The sequence below is a fragment of the Shewanella sp. 125m-7 genome (assembly GCF_052977045.1).
Genome location: NZ_JBRILQ010000015.1, coordinates 61,363 through 78,609, shown reverse-complemented (window position 1 = coordinate 78,609; position 17,247 = coordinate 61,363). Strand labels below are relative to the sequence as shown.

Below are 17,247 nucleotides of genomic sequence, written 5' to 3'. Positions count from 1 at the left end.
GTATAACCTTGCTGCAGTAAAAGCTAGTACAACAGCTTATGCTGCAGCCTTATCACATCACGTTTATAATTTTGGGATAAAGTCATCAGCAGGCTATTACGTCCTGCAATATAGGTCATAGCGCCTGAGCGGGGAATACTACCCGATGGTAACTTTAAAATAGGCGTAATAAGCCCTGTATTAAAGCGCCAAAAGTTAATCAGCTGAAATCCACTGCGACTCTTTCTAAAATAAACCCCTTTATCGGTCGCGACCCAGTTATAGCCTTCTCCGAAATGATTGGCACTGATCAGCTCTTTTAACTCACCAGGATTTGTCAGCGACAACATCCACAGGCCGTTTTTCCCAAGCTGGGTAAAAACTAATTTATCTTCCGCTATCATCTTACCTAGGCGCATATCGATAGGGCTAAGCACTTTAGGTAAGCGATTATCAAGATAAAACTCAGTGATACCGTCTTTACTACTTGCTAATACCATATCGTCATTCCAGCCCCAACTTGGCCGATTATGATCTAAATAAGGCGTAGCAAGAATACTGATGTTCGCCGTTTGCATATCCAATACGTGAATTTTATTGCCTTCATTTTTATCGTCAGGTGCAAGAAATGCCACCTTAGTGCCATCATGGGACCAGCTAGGATAAGCCACGCGGCGCTTGAGGTCTGTATGTTGCCGCCTTTGATTACCGTCTGCGTCGCTGCTCCAGATCTCGTTAAAGCCAGTTTCATTCGACACATAGACAATACGCTTAGTGATGGGTGAGTAATCAGGATTACGATAGCTGTATTCAACTTGTAAAAGTGGAAATGTTGCTGTTGGAATCGATTGTTCAAGAGCAAAAGAGGCGACCTGATAGACACGCATGTAGTTAGAGTAAACTAACTCGTCACTATCGGGAATTGATCGTGGATAACTTAAGCCTTCTACATCAAGCGACTTAATATGTTTATCGTCTATACCAACAATATAACCATTTCTCACCCCTGAGTTTTCGGTGCTAAAGATCAGCCGTTCACTATCTTGGTGCCAGCTCAAACCTCTAATATCTTCTAAGCCAAATGTTAGCCTCTGCTCTTCTCCCGTTTTGGCATGTACAATAAAAATATCTTCAGAAATATTACCAAAACGGCGCGCAACCGCTAACCAGTTACCATCAGGACTAAAGGCCACGTCTCGGTCGCGATAATTGCAATTTTCCATACAAGATAAGCGTTTAGGCTCAGCGTCCTCACTGGTCAGAGACAACTCATAAAGACCTGAACCGAATCCCTCCCCTCCATCCCAGATATACACAAGGCGACTGCCATCAGGTGCAATATCAATCGCCGAGCTATAAGTGTAACAATCTCCCAGCTTACGAGCTTCATTACTGTCTAAGTTAAGCTGAGTCAAATAACACTTATCCTCACTGCGATGCTCTGAGCCGTAATACAGCATGCCACCATCAGAGCTCCAAACGGCTCTGATCTCAGCGGTTTTCGTTGAAGTCAATCGTTTCGGGGTTTCACTGGGGTTTTGCAGATCGATAAGATAAAGGCTGGCGAATTTGTTATTACCACGACTGCCATAAACCAGCCAACGCCCATCGGGAGATACCGCTGGATATAACTCAGATCCCGCAACAGTCGTTAGATTTTGCTTCAAAGTAGGCACGTAGCGAATACTGTCTTGATATAAATGATAAACCCAAGATAGTGAAATTAACGCTAAGGCTAGCCCACCGACAAGTGCTAGCCTTCGATTGAACAAAGTTAACCGAGTAATCTTCAGTTGAGCCTGCTGAAATAGGTCTGGTTCATCAACTAAGTCAGCATCGTTAAATTGAGGTTCAAGCAGTAAGCGGTACCCCATTTTTCGTACCGTTTCGATGACTTGCTCACCATCACGGCCTTGGCTTAGTTGTTGATTTAGTTGTTTACGTAGGTGCCAGATAGCGTTAGTTAATGCTTTACTGCCCACATAGCTATTACCTTCCCAAATATTGTCTATTAGCTCCTCTCGAGTCACGACCTTAGGGTATTGCCGAGCAAGATAGCTTAATACTTCAATAAATTTTGGCTGAATGGAGACTTTGTTTGAAGGTTCGTCAGTCAATGCAGCATCAAAAAAATTAAGACTGTTATCGCTAGGGTTAACCTCACAAAGTCCTAATCTAAAAATGGCCTCTTTTTTTATTTCTCTCATTAATACTCCTGCTACCGCTCATATTTCTGTCATCAACAATCTCAAACCCGACCTAAAATTCACATCTATTCAACATAGATATTGCGATAGCAACAGCACCAAAATACACACTAAGCCAGTGAAAGTAAAAACAATAGAGTTTAAATAGACATATAAACAACAAATAAACGACCCAACATCGATTGCCGCTCACTTACAAATTAATTACAAATGATTGCAGTTGATAACCAGCAGTAGATAAATTGGAAAATCGACAGTATTCATCCCTGGAATGACGCGTTTAAATCATCTGAGATTTTACAAAAAATGATTAACGTGTTTGGGAAAATTATAAAAATAAGGACTGCAATCAATGAAATCTAAGATGAAACCTAAGATGAAACTATCAGCATTAAGCTTAGCCATCAGTATGGCTGCGCTAACCCCTTCAACCTTATTTGCAGCTGAAGCCGCAGATAAGAAAGCAGCAGAACAAGAGATGGAAAAAATTGAGGTGACAGGCTCACGTATTAAACGTGCCGACTTCGAAGGTGTCCTGCCTGTTACTGTTATTACAGCCGACGACATTGCCAACAGCGGTCTTAACTCTATTGCTGAAGTACTGCAATCATCTGTCGCTAACACGGGGGGTTCTCTTAATGGTGAGAGCGATGGTTTCACAGACAGCGCTAGCTCAGTTAACCTACGTGGTATGGGTGCCAACAGAACCTTGGTTCTTATCAACAGCCGCCGTCAAGCCTCTTTCCCAAGCGCTGCAGGTGGCACCTCAAACTTTGTTGATGTATCAGACATTCCTACAGCAGCAGTAGAACGCATCGAAATTCTAACCGGTGGTGCATCGGCAATTTATGGCTCTGATGCCGTTGGTGGTGTAGTCAATATTATTCTGAAAAAAGAGTACGAAGGCGCGAAAGTTTCAGCTAAATATAATGACCCGACTCAAGGTGGCGGTGAGGAACTCGATCTGTCTTACCTGCAGGGCTTTAATACCGATAAGAGCCAAACAATATTAATTGTCGAATACAAAAAAGTAGAGTCAATTCAAACTTATCAGCGTGATGACCTATACAGCCCTGCATATTATGAAAATGAAGATGGAGACCTTACCTGGGGTGCAGGCCCTTATGGCGATGCCACGCCTTCAAGTTGGTCTTCAAGAATTACCGATTACAGTAAAGTTTATCACGACGATAAGTACGTTAACCTCGACGAGCAGCAATGTGGTGAGTTATTTGGTGATAAAGGCATTTACAGGCCCACGTATAAATATGGTTGTTACTACGATAAGTATGCTGACCGCGGCCTAAAATCAGCTTATGACCGTTTCAACTTAGTGCTTAACTCCACTTACGACTTAAACGATGATTGGCAGCTTTACGGTATGGTCAACGCATCATATAAAGAAGCGACTAAGTATAAAGATGAAAAAGGCTTCGGTACTAGTATTTATCAAGACGAAGCGACTGGCGCACTAAGCTATGACAAATATGAGTTTGAAGATGATAACCGCTTTTATCTAGCACGTAGAATGGAAGAGTTTGACGGCCCTCGAACCTACGATACCCAAAATACTAAAGCAGCTATCTCGTTTGGCGCTGACGGTACGATTGGTGAATATGAGTTAGATCTTTCATGGTCGAGCAGTTACAACAAGTACGAGAAACAAAATCATCATATGGTGAAAGCCGATGCACTGCTAGACATTGTCACATTCGATCCCAATGATGCAGACCCATCAAAGTGGTACCCGAACAGTCAAATGACGACAGATCAAGCTAACATGCTTATTGCTGACTCAACTAAGAATTCAGACTCAAGTATGCACCAGTTCCAAGCTGTATTTACCGGTGACTTGATGGAGCTACCAGCCGGAACCGCAGGCTTTGCAACGACTGCAGAGTGGGCGCGAGAAAGCTATGAAGATACGCTAGATGAAGTGACATCGAGCGGCGGTTTAATCGGTATGGGTGGTACTGGTGGTAAGGGTGACCGTGACCGCGTCGCTGTAGCGGGTGAGTTACAGATCCCACTACTGGCTAATATGACGGGGGTTAGGTCTCTAGACCTATCTGCAGCACTGCGTTACGACCAATATTTAGATGATTCAGATGTAGGCGGCGCAACCACACCACAAGTTGGACTTTCATACCGTCCGATTGATGAAGTCATGGTTCGTGCCAACTGGGGTAAGAGCTTTAGAGCACCAGACATGCACCGTTTATACGCAGGCCTCACTCGAGCTTACGGTTCTACCTCATACCCGCATCCAACCATTCCAGATGAGGTCTATGAAGATAATTACAGCAGCATAAGCTCAGGTAATGTCAACCTTGAAGAGGAAAAGGGTGAATACTGGAACTTTGGTATTGTAGCCAACATAACCGACAATGCAGACATCACGGTTGACTGGTGGAACATCGAACTTGATGGAGCAGTAAAAACGATCTCAACCGATGAGATGTTAGACGACGAAGCCAAGTATAAGCAAACAGGCAACTACACTAGCTGTGACCAAATGGATGTTGTCGGTTACCTAACAGAACTCGATGATGATGATATTGAGAACATCTCTTGTATGCGTAAAGGTCCAATCAACAGTGCTTATGAGGCATCTGAAGGTATTGATACTAGCTTTAACTACCAATTCCCAGAAACTGCTATTGGTGATTTTAAATTTAAAGTTGCTGCCTCTTACCTAATTAAGAAAGAGTACCAAGAGCGCGTCGATAGCGAAATTGAAGAGCAAACAGAGACCGATTACTTCCCTAAGTGGAAAGGTAATGCGAGCCTAAGTTGGAATTATGAAGACTTCAGCGCAACGGTTGCTTACTACTACACTGGTGAAGCAAAAGGAACTGACACCTTCACCCTTATCGATGCCGATGGCGAAGAGTATGAGGAAGATGATTACACTGACACGCTAGATGCTTATCAAGTCGTCAACATTACCTTGAGCTACTACGCACCTTGGGAAGGTCAATTCACGGCAGGAGTTAAAAACCTAACAGATGAAATGCCACCTTTGTACGATGAGCGTAACGACAAGCATAATGACTGGCCTTTCTATGAAGATGACAACAGCAGTTATTCAAATACTGGTCGTAGTCTGTTCATCGGTTACTCTCAGAAGTTTTAATCTCGTAGATATATAAACAAGTAGTTACCCAAACGACTTGAAGTTGTGTATTCAGGTTGTTTGGACGTAAACCTCCCTTTTATGACGAGAAATAAGCGCCCAATGTTGGGCGCTTATCTTTATCGCCACGAACATCGCCACTATCCCTATTATCAGGAGATAAGAATGTCTCTAAACCCGCTCTTAATGAATGCCCTGATAGCCATTTGCAGCCTGCTATTATTCAGTTCAAATGCGTTGAGCAATAGCTATCAATTACCGAGTCAGGCACTGCAAAATGTGGTTGAGCAAACTAAAAATGTAAGTACTCGCTTATCACCAGACAAACAGTGGCTCGCCGTACTGACGCCAAAAAAACACCTATCGATTCAAGCCTTATCACACAGTGAACGTAAGCTCGCAGGCCTGAGAGTTTCGCCCGCATTACTGACTCCTAGTCGTATTAAATATAGCTATTTAGCGATTGAGCTTATCAATATTGGTAAGAGCGATGCGGCAACAAAGCCTGTTAACATCAATTTACCCAAGGGGATACAGGCCGCTAATGTTAGCTTTTCTCCTGATAGTCGATACTTAAGCTACATTGGCCTTACTCAAGCCGGCGCGAATATCTATCTTTACGACATCAAAAATGGCCACAGCCACAAGCTAACGAGTCAGCGCCTCAATGCCACTTTAGGGCTTAAGTACATCTGGCAAAATGACAGTAAGGGAGTGTTTACTAACTTAGCTGTCACAGCCTCCTTGTTAGAATCAGAACACACGCCTATCGCGCCAAACATAAGCGAAACCTCTGGGCAAAAAGCACCGAGGCGAACCTACCAAGATCTGTTAAAAAACCCACAAGATGAAGCCGAATTTTCAGCATTAACCACCAGCCAACTGAGTTTTATCGCCCTTAATGGAGATATGACTCCGATAGGCAAACCTGCTATCAATATTAGCTACAGCTTGTCACCTGATGATCAATACCTGCTCGTGACACGCATCGCCGCGCCTTTCTCTTATATGGTGAAATATTATGATTTTGCCCAAAGTGTTGAGCTGTTTCATCGCTCAGGCAAAATGCTGCAAACCCTCGCTCAATTAGAGAGCAGCGAGTATCGCCCACCGGGAAGTGACTCTGTCAGGAAAGGCCCACGCATGATCCACTGGCGCAGCGATAAGCCGAGCACTATCGCCTTTGTAAAAGCCTTAGATAAAGGCGATAGCCGCATTAAAGTAGCTTATCGCGATGAGCTATTACAGCTTGAAGCACCTTTTACTCAACAACCAATACAATTAACCCAAACGCCATGGCGCATTAGCCAAGTGCAATGGGGAGAGCTTAACAAAGCATTGATCACTGAGCGTCAATCAGACAAGAAACAGATGCGAGTCAGCTTGTTAGATACCTCAACCACGAGTGATAAAACTCTCGCACTTTGGTACCAAAAAGCCATTCGCGATAGCTATAAAGATCCAGGAAAATTATATCGACAACCCGCTGAAATCAATGGAAAAAGACTGGGCAATATCATCAAGTTTGATAATAACCAACTGTTACATTACGGTTTAGGCGCTTCGGATCTGGGGTACCAGCCATTTTTAAAATCCTTGCCGTTAAACAAAAATAAAACATCGTTGGCAATTGATGGTTCAACAATACTGTGGCGTTCGTCACCCGAGCAGTTAGAAACGATCAAATACATCATCAAGCTTAATCCGTTAACCTTGATTATCAGCAGACAAGCAGCCGATACCCCATCGCACTTAGTGATGTTGAATGTCGACACGGGCCACGAACAGTTACTCTATCAAAACCAAGATAAGCTCAACGCCTATCAGGGTATGAGCAGACAACTGGTTAATTACACTCGTGATGACGGACTTCCTCTGTCTGGCGTGCTTTATTTACCTGCCAACTATTCAAAACAAGATGGCCCTTTACCAGTATTAATGTGGGCTTACCCCCGTGAATATAAAAATGCTGAAGTCGCCAGCCAGGTCAATTACTCACCCAATCAATACAACTACATTAGCGCTAAAGGCCCGATACCATTCGTTGCCAATGGCTTCGCGATTTTTGACAAAGTTGCCATGCCTATTGTAGGGGAAGGAAAAGACAAGCCTAATGACAGCTTTCGCCACCAATTAGTGGCCAACGCGAGCGCCGCCATTGATACCTTGGTGGGGATGGGCGTTGCCGACAGGGAGCGGGTTGCTATCGGCGGTCACTCTTATGGCGCCTTTATGGTGGCAAACCTGCTTGCACATTCGGACTTATTCGCTGCTGGTATCGCCCGAAGTGGTGCCTATAACCGCACACTAACGCCATTTGGCTTCCAGCATGAGAAACGTAACTTCTGGGAAGCGCCAAGCCTATACCAGCAGATGTCACCTTTTACCCATGCCGATAAAATCGATGAACCACTATTACTGATGCATGGAGAAATGGATTCAAACTCAGGCACTTACCCTATGCAATCGGCAAGGCTATTCAAAGCAATCCGCGGACTTGGTGGCCAAGCTCGCTTAGTCACCCTCCCCTATGAAAGCCATAATTATAAGGCTAAAGAGTCGATCATGCACATGCTTTGGGAGCAAGAAAGCTGGCTTGAACAATACCTTAAGAATAACGATTTAGCGCGAGGAAGTGAGGCGCTTAATCGGCAGGTTCCACCTCAAACACAAGTGACGTTTCACTGAGGTTGAACCGCTAATTAACTAACAGGCTGTGCCAGCGTTCAAGCAACATGCTTGCCCTCGGCGCAGATCATAAAAAGTCGCTATTTGCTTATCAGCCTTGGCATTTATACCCATCGAACTAAATATGTGATGGGTATTATCAAGGCGGTGAGCGACTCGTTCAAACCATAAACAGATTTAGTCGTCCATCTACTTTAAATTTAGGAACGTCTCATCATGACTAGCTTAAATAGAGTTTTACGTTTATCAGCCATTTGTTCAGGTCTTTTCTGTTGTAGCCTCGTCAGCTCTGTCACCTTGGCACAAACCGATAATCCATTTTCTCCAATCATCGCCGCAGAATACTTGCCTAAGAATATTATCTATCTAATTGGTGATGGTATGGGGCCCGCCTATACCTCAGCTTACCGCTACTATAGTGATAACCTCCAAACCAAGCGTGTTGAAAGAACCATTTTCGATGAATTACTTGTTGGCATGTCGAGTACTTATCCAGATGATGATACCTATGTCACCGACTCAGCTGCCGCGGCTACAGCACTCGCGACCAGCTATAAAACCTACAATGGTGCAATAGCAGTTGATGATCAACGTGGCGCGTTGCCGACTATTTTAGAGCTGGCAAAATCTCAAGGAAAAACAACAGCGATAGTGGTCACCTCGCAAATTAATCACGCAACCCCAGCGAGCTTTCTGGCTCATAATGAAAGCCGACGCAACTACGACCAGATAGCCGACAGCTATTTGAGTAATCTTATCGATAAGAGGCCTGTTGCCGATCTGATGCTAGGCGGCGGTACTCAGTACTTTGTGCGTGAAGACAAGAACCTTACTCAAGAGTTTGAGGAGTATGGCTACCAATATATCAATGAATTAAGTGACTTGAACTCACTCGAAAAACTGCCAGCATTAGGGCTATTTGCCCCCAAAGGCTTACCCGCAGCGATAGAAAGTGACGATCCACATAGGCTCACCACCATGACACACAAAGCGTTGGGGCTCTTGTCTAACCAAGATGCCCCCTTTGTGATGATGGTAGAAGCAAGTCAAATCGATTGGTGTGGTCATAGCAACGATATTGCCTGTGCAATGAGTGAAATGGATGACTTTGCCAAAACATTAGCTCTAGTTAAACGCTATGTTGATGCTCACCCAGATACGTTACTCGTCGCGACCGCAGATCACTCAACGGGTGGCCTGACGTTAGGTCTAGACGGCACCTACCAATGGCAAGGCCAGCTACTGCATCAAGTCCATAGTTTGCCAAGTACCATTGCCAAGCTTATCCTTGACTCGCCTGAAGTGTTAAACGACCGAGGCGCATTTAGCGCTTTTTTACACCCGCATATTAGTATCGATATAAAAGATAAAAAACTAGATGGATTGCGTTGGAAGCCAAATTCTCGGCTATCTCAGCATAAAGCCGAGAAACAAATCACTGATGATCTTAAGCAAGCTATTGATAAGTTGACCTATACTGGGTGGACGACTGGCGGTCATGACGCAATCGATGTCCCCGTTTATGCTTACGGTAAAGGTGCGCTGTACTTTAGGGGTCATAAAGACAATACCGAGATTGCCGCCACGCTTATTCAGATGGTGCAAGATGAGCGCTACAAAGTTAATTAGCAGGCCTTAGACGCATTAATTGATAAGTAGATTTACAGAGGCTGATAATAAACTCAACTGTTAGCTATTTACTTAACGCCTTATTTAGGGGAACGTAAAGTAACAAGGTCTTATTTTAAAATTCGGTAAGCTATTTACTGCAATAACTTACCGATTAAAACACAAGGAACCGTTATATGAATATGACTCAAAAAATGACTGCCGAGTTTCTCGGCACACTTTGGCTTGTTTTAGGGGGTTGTGGTAGTGCCGTCTTAGCCGCGGCGTTTCCAGAACTTGGTATTGGTTTTATGGGAGTCGCATTCGCATTCGGTTTGACGGTACTCACCATGGCATTTGCCATTGGTCATATTTCTGGCTGTCACTTAAATCCTGCTGTATCAGTTGGTTTATGGGCTGGAGGGCGCTTTCCAGCCTCTGAATTACCCCCCTATATTATTGCCCAAGTTGCCGGGGGTATCGCTGGCGCAGGTATTTTGTATCTTATCGCCTCAGGTCAAGATGGCTTCAGCCTATCGGCAGGTTTTGCCGCTAACGGTTATGGCGAGCATTCACCCGGTGGCTATAGTTTAACCGCTGCGCTGATTTGTGAAATCGTGATGACACTGTTTTTCTTACTGATCATCCTTGGCGCTACAGACTCGCGTGCACCTAAAGGATTTGCTCCCATCGCCATTGGCCTTGGACTCACCCTGATCCACTTAATCAGTATTCCAGTGACTAATACCTCGGTAAACCCAGCGCGGAGTACTGCACCTGCGCTATTTGTTGGTGATTGGGCGATATCTCAGCTTTGGATGTTTTGGCTAGCGCCCATTATTGGTGCTATTCTTGCCGGAATGATTTACAAAATCTTCGATGCCAAAGATTAATCGCCAATATCAATAAACAGAGCCTTATTCGGCTCTGTTTTCTTTTTCAATACTCTGCTAGGTGCTATTATCCGTTTTAATCGGCGCGTTCTTTATGTTTCAAGGCTCGCTTCATTTAAATTAAGAGATGTGAACCATGAGCAACAAAAACAAAAGCCTTAAACAAATTACTGAAATGACTCCTGAATCTCGCTACGACTACCTAGTCGAGCAAGCTAAAGAACACAAAACTTTATGGTCATTACAAGATTTAGACGGCTGCGTAATGCTTACCACTGAAGAGGAAGACTGTATTCCTATGTGGCCAACAGAAGAAGCGGCAGCACTTTGGGCTGTTGATGACTGGCAAGATTGCCAAGCATTAGCGATCCCTGTTGACGAGTGGTTGGAGCGTTGGGTTCCTGGTATGCAAGACGACGACCTCTTCGTTGCTATTTTCCCAGTACAAGATGATTTGGGTGTTGTCATCCCACCACACGAACTTGAAGAACGTCTAACACCTAAAAAGCGCCACTAATCACTGCTATGATTGATAACGGCTAGCGCACTCGCTCTAGCCGTCATTTAGCGTTCTGCTTGCGACACTGTAAAATAAAAAATTATAAGAAGAGAATAAAAAGTGGATACTAACAAGCCAGCCACAGAGCCCAATACATCCTGTAACATCGCTATGCCTAAACGTCTTATCGCCTTACTTATTTTTTTAGTGGTGATATCTGTCAGCGGCTTGCTTGCCAAGCAAGGCGTGCTTTTTTGTATTCTGACATTGTTTATGGTGCTCGCCATCATAGGCAAACAAAAGGCTGGACTCATCATGTTGCGGGTATACACCGCTTTGCAACTCATCGTTGTCAGCATACTGCCTTTAGTGCTTTACGATCCTGACAACCTCGCAGTCTCAGAGGCATCGAGTTTTGCTATCGGCAGCGTAAAAGCCAATATCCCAGACTGGATTGTATTTAGTTTTTTAATTTTACTGGCTATCGTACAGGTATGGATTGCATTTACCCGTAAGGTTGGGCATTACTTTAATCGAGAACTGAACCTCAACATTATGCGTTAACGCTTACAGATATAAAAATGACAGACACAAAAAAGCCGTCAGATGACGGCTTTTTTAGTATGAGTTTGTCGATTTAATCAAAGTTAAACCGAGAAGCTCGCGCCACAACCACAGGTCGTCGTTGCGTTTGGATTTTTAACAAAGAAGCGTGAACCTTCTAGTCCCGAAGTGTAATCCACTTCGCCACCAACAAGGTACTGCAGGCTCATTGGGTCAACAACCAACTGAACACCTTGCTTCTCTACAGTAAAGTCACCTTCGTTTACTTTCTCATCGAACGTAAAACCATACTGGAAACCTGAGCAACCGCCACCTGTTACGTACACTCGTAACTTAAGCGCGTCATTTTCTTCCTCTTCGAGCAAGGTTTTTACTTTTGAAGCCGCCGCATCGGTAAAGCGGATTGGCAAAGCATCTTCAGCTTGTTCAGTCATTACTACCTCTTACATCTGTTTGCTGTGCAGAATTATCTAATACCTGACCAATTTGTTCAAGTATTATGCTCTGTTCTTTTTCATCCACAAGTAAATCTTGTGCGCGATATTCCTGTTCTGTTTGTGAACCTTTAGTCCAGCGGCTCGCAGGGACGATAACTTTGACCTTCACTCTAGACAAGCTAAAGCCTTCAGGCAATGTAAATTCGCCCTCTAACACTTGAAAATACCTGAAATTAAATTTAAACGAGGCATCAGTCAAATCGGACAACTTTAAAGTTAGGCTTTTACCGTCTTGTAAGCCGACAAAAGTCACTTCACCGCGACCAGATAACGAACGCTTACGCTTTTCTAACTGGGTGAGTACCAATTTAATTCGATACTGACGGGGCTCAAGGCTAGGCTCTAGCTCTAGTGCATTAATCGCTACGCCGTCGGCATTGTTTTCCGGCGCCATGACGCTACGATAAAATGCCAACTCACGTTCTAGCTCTTTTTGTTTGGTATTTTGCTCAACAAACATAGCCTGCATGTTATTGTTAGCTTCACGCTCTAATGCAATTTCAATATTACGTGCTGCCAAAGTTTGTGCTTGTTGCTGCAACTCCTGAATATACAGCTCTGACTTATCAGCCTTCACCTCAGCTTTAGGCAGGTAATGCAGTTTTGCGGCATCATAGCTCAGCGCCCCTAAAGCAAAAGAAACGAGTAATAAAAGCAGTAAATAAACGCTTGATGGTCTAATTTGTCGTTCAATCACTTGCAAGCGATCGAGCCAACGATGATAATTTGGCATTAAGTAACAGCCCCTTAATAAAAATCTCACATTTCGATATAAATGTGACAAACATACTTTTTGGAAAATTCTGTGCATCAAACAATAGTTAAGAAGCGAGAGCAATTTCAAAAATACCTACATACCGGCCTTAAAGATACGCTTTCGCAAGCCAAGGTCAGTGTACAGCTGTGTTTGCTCGCATTATTATTTGCACTATTCGCGTCTGGCATCATTCTTCTTTTTAGAGTATTACTGCTTTGGTGTGACACCCTCACCCAAGCACAAGAGCTGAATTTTACGGATATCATTGATGACTGGCGAGTATTATTACCGCTTTTAGGCTCATTGTTAATCTGGGGCGTCGCAAAAATGGGATCTCAGCGTTATAAACGTATGGGCATCGCCTATGTGATCCATAGAGTTAAGCTACATTATGGCAAAATTCCGCTGCAATCAGCCCCGGGGCAATTCTTTCAAGCACTGTTTGCTCTTGCGACTAATTTCTCTGTAGGTAGAGAAGGCCCTGCAATTCATTTAGGCGCGGTTAGCGCTAGCGTACTCGCCGAAAAATTTAAACTGCCAGACAACAGCGTAAGAGTTATGTGCGCCAGTGGTATTGCTGCAGGTATTGCTGCGATTTTTAACGCGCCATTAGCCGCCGTGGTATTTGTATTTGAAGTGGTACTTCGAGAATACAAGATCCATTACTTTTTCCCGATTATGATCTCTGCAATTTGCGGTGCAGTTAGTAGCCAACTGGTATTTGGTGACGTACATGAGTTTGATCAAATTGGTGTGGCTGCAATCCCACTCACTCAATACCCGTTATTGGCAATATTCGGGGTGGTGCTTGGTTGCATCGCAGCACTCTTTAATACCAGCCTGCTTAAAGTGACTGCTATCGGACAAAACTGGCCACTGATTAATCGCTTATTGCTTGCTGGCGCTGTCACCACCTTAGTAGGATTGGTGCTACCACAAGCAATTGGTAGTGGTGAGCTCGCCATTGCAGAGACCATTAACCAGCATCCGAGCATTTTATTCCTATGCGCTATTTTGGCCGGTAAGATAATAGCGACCATTGCCGCTATTGGCCTTGGCATACCCGGTGGACTTATTGGCCCACTCTACGGTATTGGCGCACTACTTGGCACGATACTGGCCTTAGTCAGTTCACTGCTATTTCCAAGTATTGCACCTTATATTGGTATCTATACCATTATCGGTATGACGGGCATGATGGGAGTCTGCTTAAGTGCGCCACTTGCGGCACTCGTAGCCTTGATAGAACTAACCAACAACGCCTCAATTATTTTACCCTCTATGTTTGTATTGGTCCCCGCATTCTTGATTGCTCATCAAGGTTTTAATACTAAATCCATCTTTTTTAAGCAGCTTGAAATAATGGGCTTAGGTTATAAAGTTGCACCCGTAAACCTTGGACTACAGAAAGTAGGCGTCAGGTGCATAATGGATAAACGTTTCGTTATCGTTTACGACAATCAAGAATTACTGTTAGAGGTGCTTAAGCGGGCAGAAGGCCGCTCGGTATTAGTGCGTAGCACCCAAGGCGCAGTTGAAATGTTACAGCTAGAGCTGCAAGTAGAAGATGATGCAAGCGCCTTAACTCGTCACCCGATCCAAGGAGTTCCCGACACTTCAACCCTCAATGAAGTGTACGCCATTCTTTCAAAGGAGCGACGTGGAGAAGTCTATATCTACCAGCAAGAAAGTGACAATATCGTAGGGGTAATTAATTGGGCTTCGTTACAAAGAGAGATCCGTTCAGGTCAGATTTAACCATTTCAACAAGCAAGGTAATAAAGAGCAAACAACCTCATCACACTCAGCATCTAGACAACTGAGTACAGACCCACTATGGCACGCAAAATGTAACTCGCATCATTCGCTTTATAATACGGCGACCCTAATTACATTGTGGCTTTTAGCATGCTGAAACAACTTACAACTCTAAACCAGCATCTTTAACATATAAGACGTAATTCTGCTTTCAGCAATAAACAACGACTGACTACACAACATTTTTGCCGAGTTAATAATCAGTAAAGATTATAAAAACGACCACAAACCTAAAGACAGAGCGACACAAGCATAACCAAACTGCTGCGATATTGAGCTGTCCACAGCTTAAAAACCAATCTCTAGCATATACCACACCATAGAACAATAAAGCAGCAACAATCACCACACAATTAACAGCACTAGCATCTCTTGCCGATAACCGCCGACAAAACAGCCGTTACGCCTATTTATCCCGCACTTTCACAACTTTTTAGATTTTTTCACAGGCTAAAGCTCACGTTTCTCTGTAGTTTTACGACCTCAAACGCTTTCATTTACCAATAACGACAATGAAGTACTCGAAAGCATTGATATGAAAACGTTGCAGGGTCGTAATCTGGTGCAAGCACCAAGACGTTATCCTGTAAGAAGGTAAGGCGAGTTTACAGGGGTCGCTTAACCAAGAGTAAACAACATCTCCCGATAAGGGCACGCTATGAGTGTAATAAATAATAAATTAGCAGCGCTAGTCGTGCTCTCAGCATCAGTACTTGGCTTTAGTAGTCAAGCCGTTGCAGAGAACTATCAGCAGCTGCTCAATATGTGTATTGCTTGCCACGGAGTCGACGGTAGTAACGAGTTCGACTCGATCCCAAATCTAAAGGGACAGAACGCAGCATACATGGTTGGACAACTAAAAAACTTTAAAGCTGACAAACGCCAAGACAAAACTATGAGTAAAGTCGCCAAACTGTTAACAGAAGAACAGATGCAGGCAATGGCGGATTATTTCAATACTGGTAAGGAACAAGACTGATGGCTATCGATAGACGTAATTTTTTAAAGGGCGCTGCGGCGACCTCAGTAACAGCCATGCTGCCACTAAACTGGGCCTTTGCATCAAACCGCCCTGCCGGTATTGAGCCAATGGACGTATCAGCAGTTAAGTGGAAAAGTGTTGATGACTTACCAAGCCACTTTAAAGTGCTTAACTCAAGCCCATTAAACGCTTTCCCACCAGAGCACCTACTTGCACCAGTTAAAACGCCGGCCGATGTTGCGTTTATTCGCTGGAACGGCAAGATGCCTGAGTTCGATAAGATGGATCCAGATACGTGGGAGTTTACCGTTGACGGTGAGTCAATCGAAACGCCAAAGACCTACACCATTGCCGAGCTTAAGAAAAAGTTCAAAACTCACACTCAGCAACTGGTTCTAGAGTGTGGCGGCAACAGCCGTGAAAACTTCTACCCAAATGCTAAGGGTAACCAGTGGAGTAACACTGCGGTATTCTGCGCAGAGTGGACTGGCGTATTGATAAAAGACGTGCTTGCCGATTGTGGCGTTAAGAGCGACGCGGTTTATACCGCTCACTACGGTGCAGATAAGCACATCAGCGGTAAAGGCGCAGCCATCTCTCGCGGTGTACCAATCGATGCCGCCATGAATGAAAACGGCATGATTGCCTGGGGCATGAACGGCGAAGATATTCCATACATGCACGGTTACCCGCTACGTATCGTATTTGGCGGCCGTCCTGGTTCTGTTTCACAGAAATGTGCTACCGGTATGGGCGTTCGAGATCGCGTACACGACGGTAAGAAGATGGGCGCACCAGCTTATCAAGTACCAAAGTACCCAGTAGCCCCTGGTGAGAAAGTCGATAACAAAGACTTTAAGATCATCGAAGAGATGATTGTTAAGTCACTTATCACTGCGCCTCAAACCGGTAGTGAGCTCGCTTTAGGTAAAACGCTTTCAGTGAGCGGCCATGCTTGGGCTGGTATGCGTGATGTGGCTAAAGTCGAAGTCAGCTACGACTACGGTACTACGTGGAAAACAGCCGCGTTAACTAAGCCTGTGAACCCAACTGCATGGCAGCAATGGAATATTGACCTTAAATTGCCACAAGCTGGCTACTTTGAGATTTGGGCTCGTGCAACTGACACCAAGGGCGACACTCAGCCTATGGTTCAACCACAGTGGAACCCAAAAGGTTACCTATTTAACGGCTGTCACCGAGTGGCAGTAAGGGTCGTATAATGACTAAGACTCTGTTTACGGCAGGCTTGCTTGCCTTAAGTAGCTTAATAGGGGTTCAGGCTGCCGATGCTGTGCCAGTGAAAAGCTACCCAGTTGATCCTGTATCAGGCCTTATCATGGCGCCGGGTTGGGAGATGGTAAACCAGCAGTGTAACGCTTGCCATACCACATTGATTATTCCTCAGAATAAGGGTAACCGCGAAGTTTGGCGCGATACCATTCAGTGGATGGTAGATACCCAAGGATTATGGGACTTATCTGATACATGGGATCCGGTACTCGACTACCTATCGACTTACTATGATGAGACCGGAATCGACATGAAGATCTTTAGACGTAAGCCATTGGAGGCCGAACAAATGCCACCACTGCCAACTTTGACTAAGGAAAATTAAG

General features: G+C 44.4%; 13 protein-coding genes. 10 read left to right on the top strand and 3 right to left on the bottom strand.

Going from position 1 to position 17,247, the window contains the following annotated elements; genetic code table 11:
* Positions 1–23: 23 nt before the first annotated feature.
* A complete protein-coding gene (locus tag ACVBIL_RS09350; RefSeq protein WP_447166708.1) occupies positions 24–2,186 on the bottom strand; it encodes a winged helix-turn-helix domain-containing protein in 2,163 nt (720 codons plus the stop codon).
* Between the two features lie 352 nt (positions 2,187–2,538).
* Here ACVBIL_RS09350 and ACVBIL_RS09345 point away from each other — a divergent pair, with 352 nt between their 5' ends.
* From ACVBIL_RS09345 to ACVBIL_RS09320, 6 genes are all read left to right on the top strand, one after another.
* Complete coding sequence (locus ACVBIL_RS09345) at positions 2,539–5,322, top strand: TonB-dependent receptor domain-containing protein (RefSeq protein ID WP_447166707.1); 2,784 nt, start codon at positions 2,539–2,541, stop codon at positions 5,320–5,322.
* Between the two features lie 165 nt (positions 5,323–5,487).
* The gene (locus ACVBIL_RS09340; protein WP_447166706.1) at positions 5,488–8,010 is read left to right on the top strand and encodes a prolyl oligopeptidase family serine peptidase; all 2,523 of its coding nucleotides are present in this window, start codon (positions 5,488–5,490) and stop codon (positions 8,008–8,010) included.
* A gap of 216 nt (positions 8,011–8,226) precedes the next feature.
* Complete coding sequence (locus ACVBIL_RS09335; RefSeq protein WP_447166705.1) at positions 8,227–9,639, top strand: alkaline phosphatase; 1,413 nt, start codon at positions 8,227–8,229, stop codon at positions 9,637–9,639.
* A 176-nt stretch (positions 9,640–9,815) separates the two neighbouring features.
* A complete protein-coding gene (gene aqpZ / locus ACVBIL_RS09330; RefSeq protein WP_447166704.1) occupies positions 9,816–10,511 on the top strand; it encodes an aquaporin Z in 696 nt (231 codons plus the stop codon).
* A gap of 136 nt (positions 10,512–10,647) precedes the next feature.
* The gene (locus ACVBIL_RS09325) at positions 10,648–11,028 is read left to right on the top strand and encodes a DUF2750 domain-containing protein (protein WP_447166703.1); all 381 of its coding nucleotides are present in this window, start codon (positions 10,648–10,650) and stop codon (positions 11,026–11,028) included.
* Positions 11,029–11,130: 102 nt separating this feature from the next.
* Positions 11,131–11,574: a hypothetical protein gene (locus ACVBIL_RS09320; protein ID WP_447166702.1), complete on the top strand. Its 444-nt coding sequence runs from the start codon at positions 11,131–11,133 to the stop codon at positions 11,572–11,574.
* An 83-nt stretch (positions 11,575–11,657) separates the two neighbouring features.
* Here the strand turns inward: ACVBIL_RS09320 and erpA are convergent, their stop codons facing one another.
* A complete protein-coding gene (gene erpA, locus ACVBIL_RS09315) occupies positions 11,658–12,008 on the bottom strand; it encodes an iron-sulfur cluster insertion protein ErpA (protein ID WP_012154245.1) in 351 nt (116 codons plus the stop codon).
* Complete coding sequence (locus ACVBIL_RS09310) at positions 12,001–12,804, bottom strand: DUF6776 family protein (RefSeq protein ID WP_447166701.1); 804 nt, start codon at positions 12,802–12,804, stop codon at positions 12,001–12,003. Before ACVBIL_RS09310 ends, erpA begins: the two co-directional genes overlap by 8 nt.
* Before the next feature lie 60 nt (positions 12,805–12,864).
* On the opposite strand from ACVBIL_RS09310, the gene ACVBIL_RS09305 reads away from it, so the two are divergent.
* From ACVBIL_RS09305 to ACVBIL_RS09290, 4 genes are all read left to right on the top strand, one after another.
* The gene (locus ACVBIL_RS09305) at positions 12,865–14,586 is read left to right on the top strand and encodes a chloride channel protein (protein ID WP_447166700.1); all 1,722 of its coding nucleotides are present in this window, start codon (positions 12,865–12,867) and stop codon (positions 14,584–14,586) included.
* Between the two features lie 718 nt (positions 14,587–15,304).
* The gene (locus ACVBIL_RS09300) at positions 15,305–15,625 is read left to right on the top strand and encodes a c-type cytochrome (RefSeq protein ID WP_447166699.1); all 321 of its coding nucleotides are present in this window, start codon (positions 15,305–15,307) and stop codon (positions 15,623–15,625) included.
* Positions 15,625–16,851: a molybdopterin-dependent oxidoreductase gene (locus ACVBIL_RS09295; protein ID WP_447166698.1), complete on the top strand. Its 1,227-nt coding sequence runs from the start codon at positions 15,625–15,627 to the stop codon at positions 16,849–16,851. The genes ACVBIL_RS09300 and ACVBIL_RS09295 overlap by 1 nt, the downstream gene beginning before the upstream one ends.
* On the top strand, positions 16,851–17,246 hold the full coding sequence (locus tag ACVBIL_RS09290) for a cytochrome C (protein WP_447166697.1): 396 nt from the start codon (positions 16,851–16,853) through the stop codon (positions 17,244–17,246). The genes ACVBIL_RS09295 and ACVBIL_RS09290 overlap by 1 nt, the downstream gene beginning before the upstream one ends.
* Position 17,247: the final 1 nt, after the last annotated feature.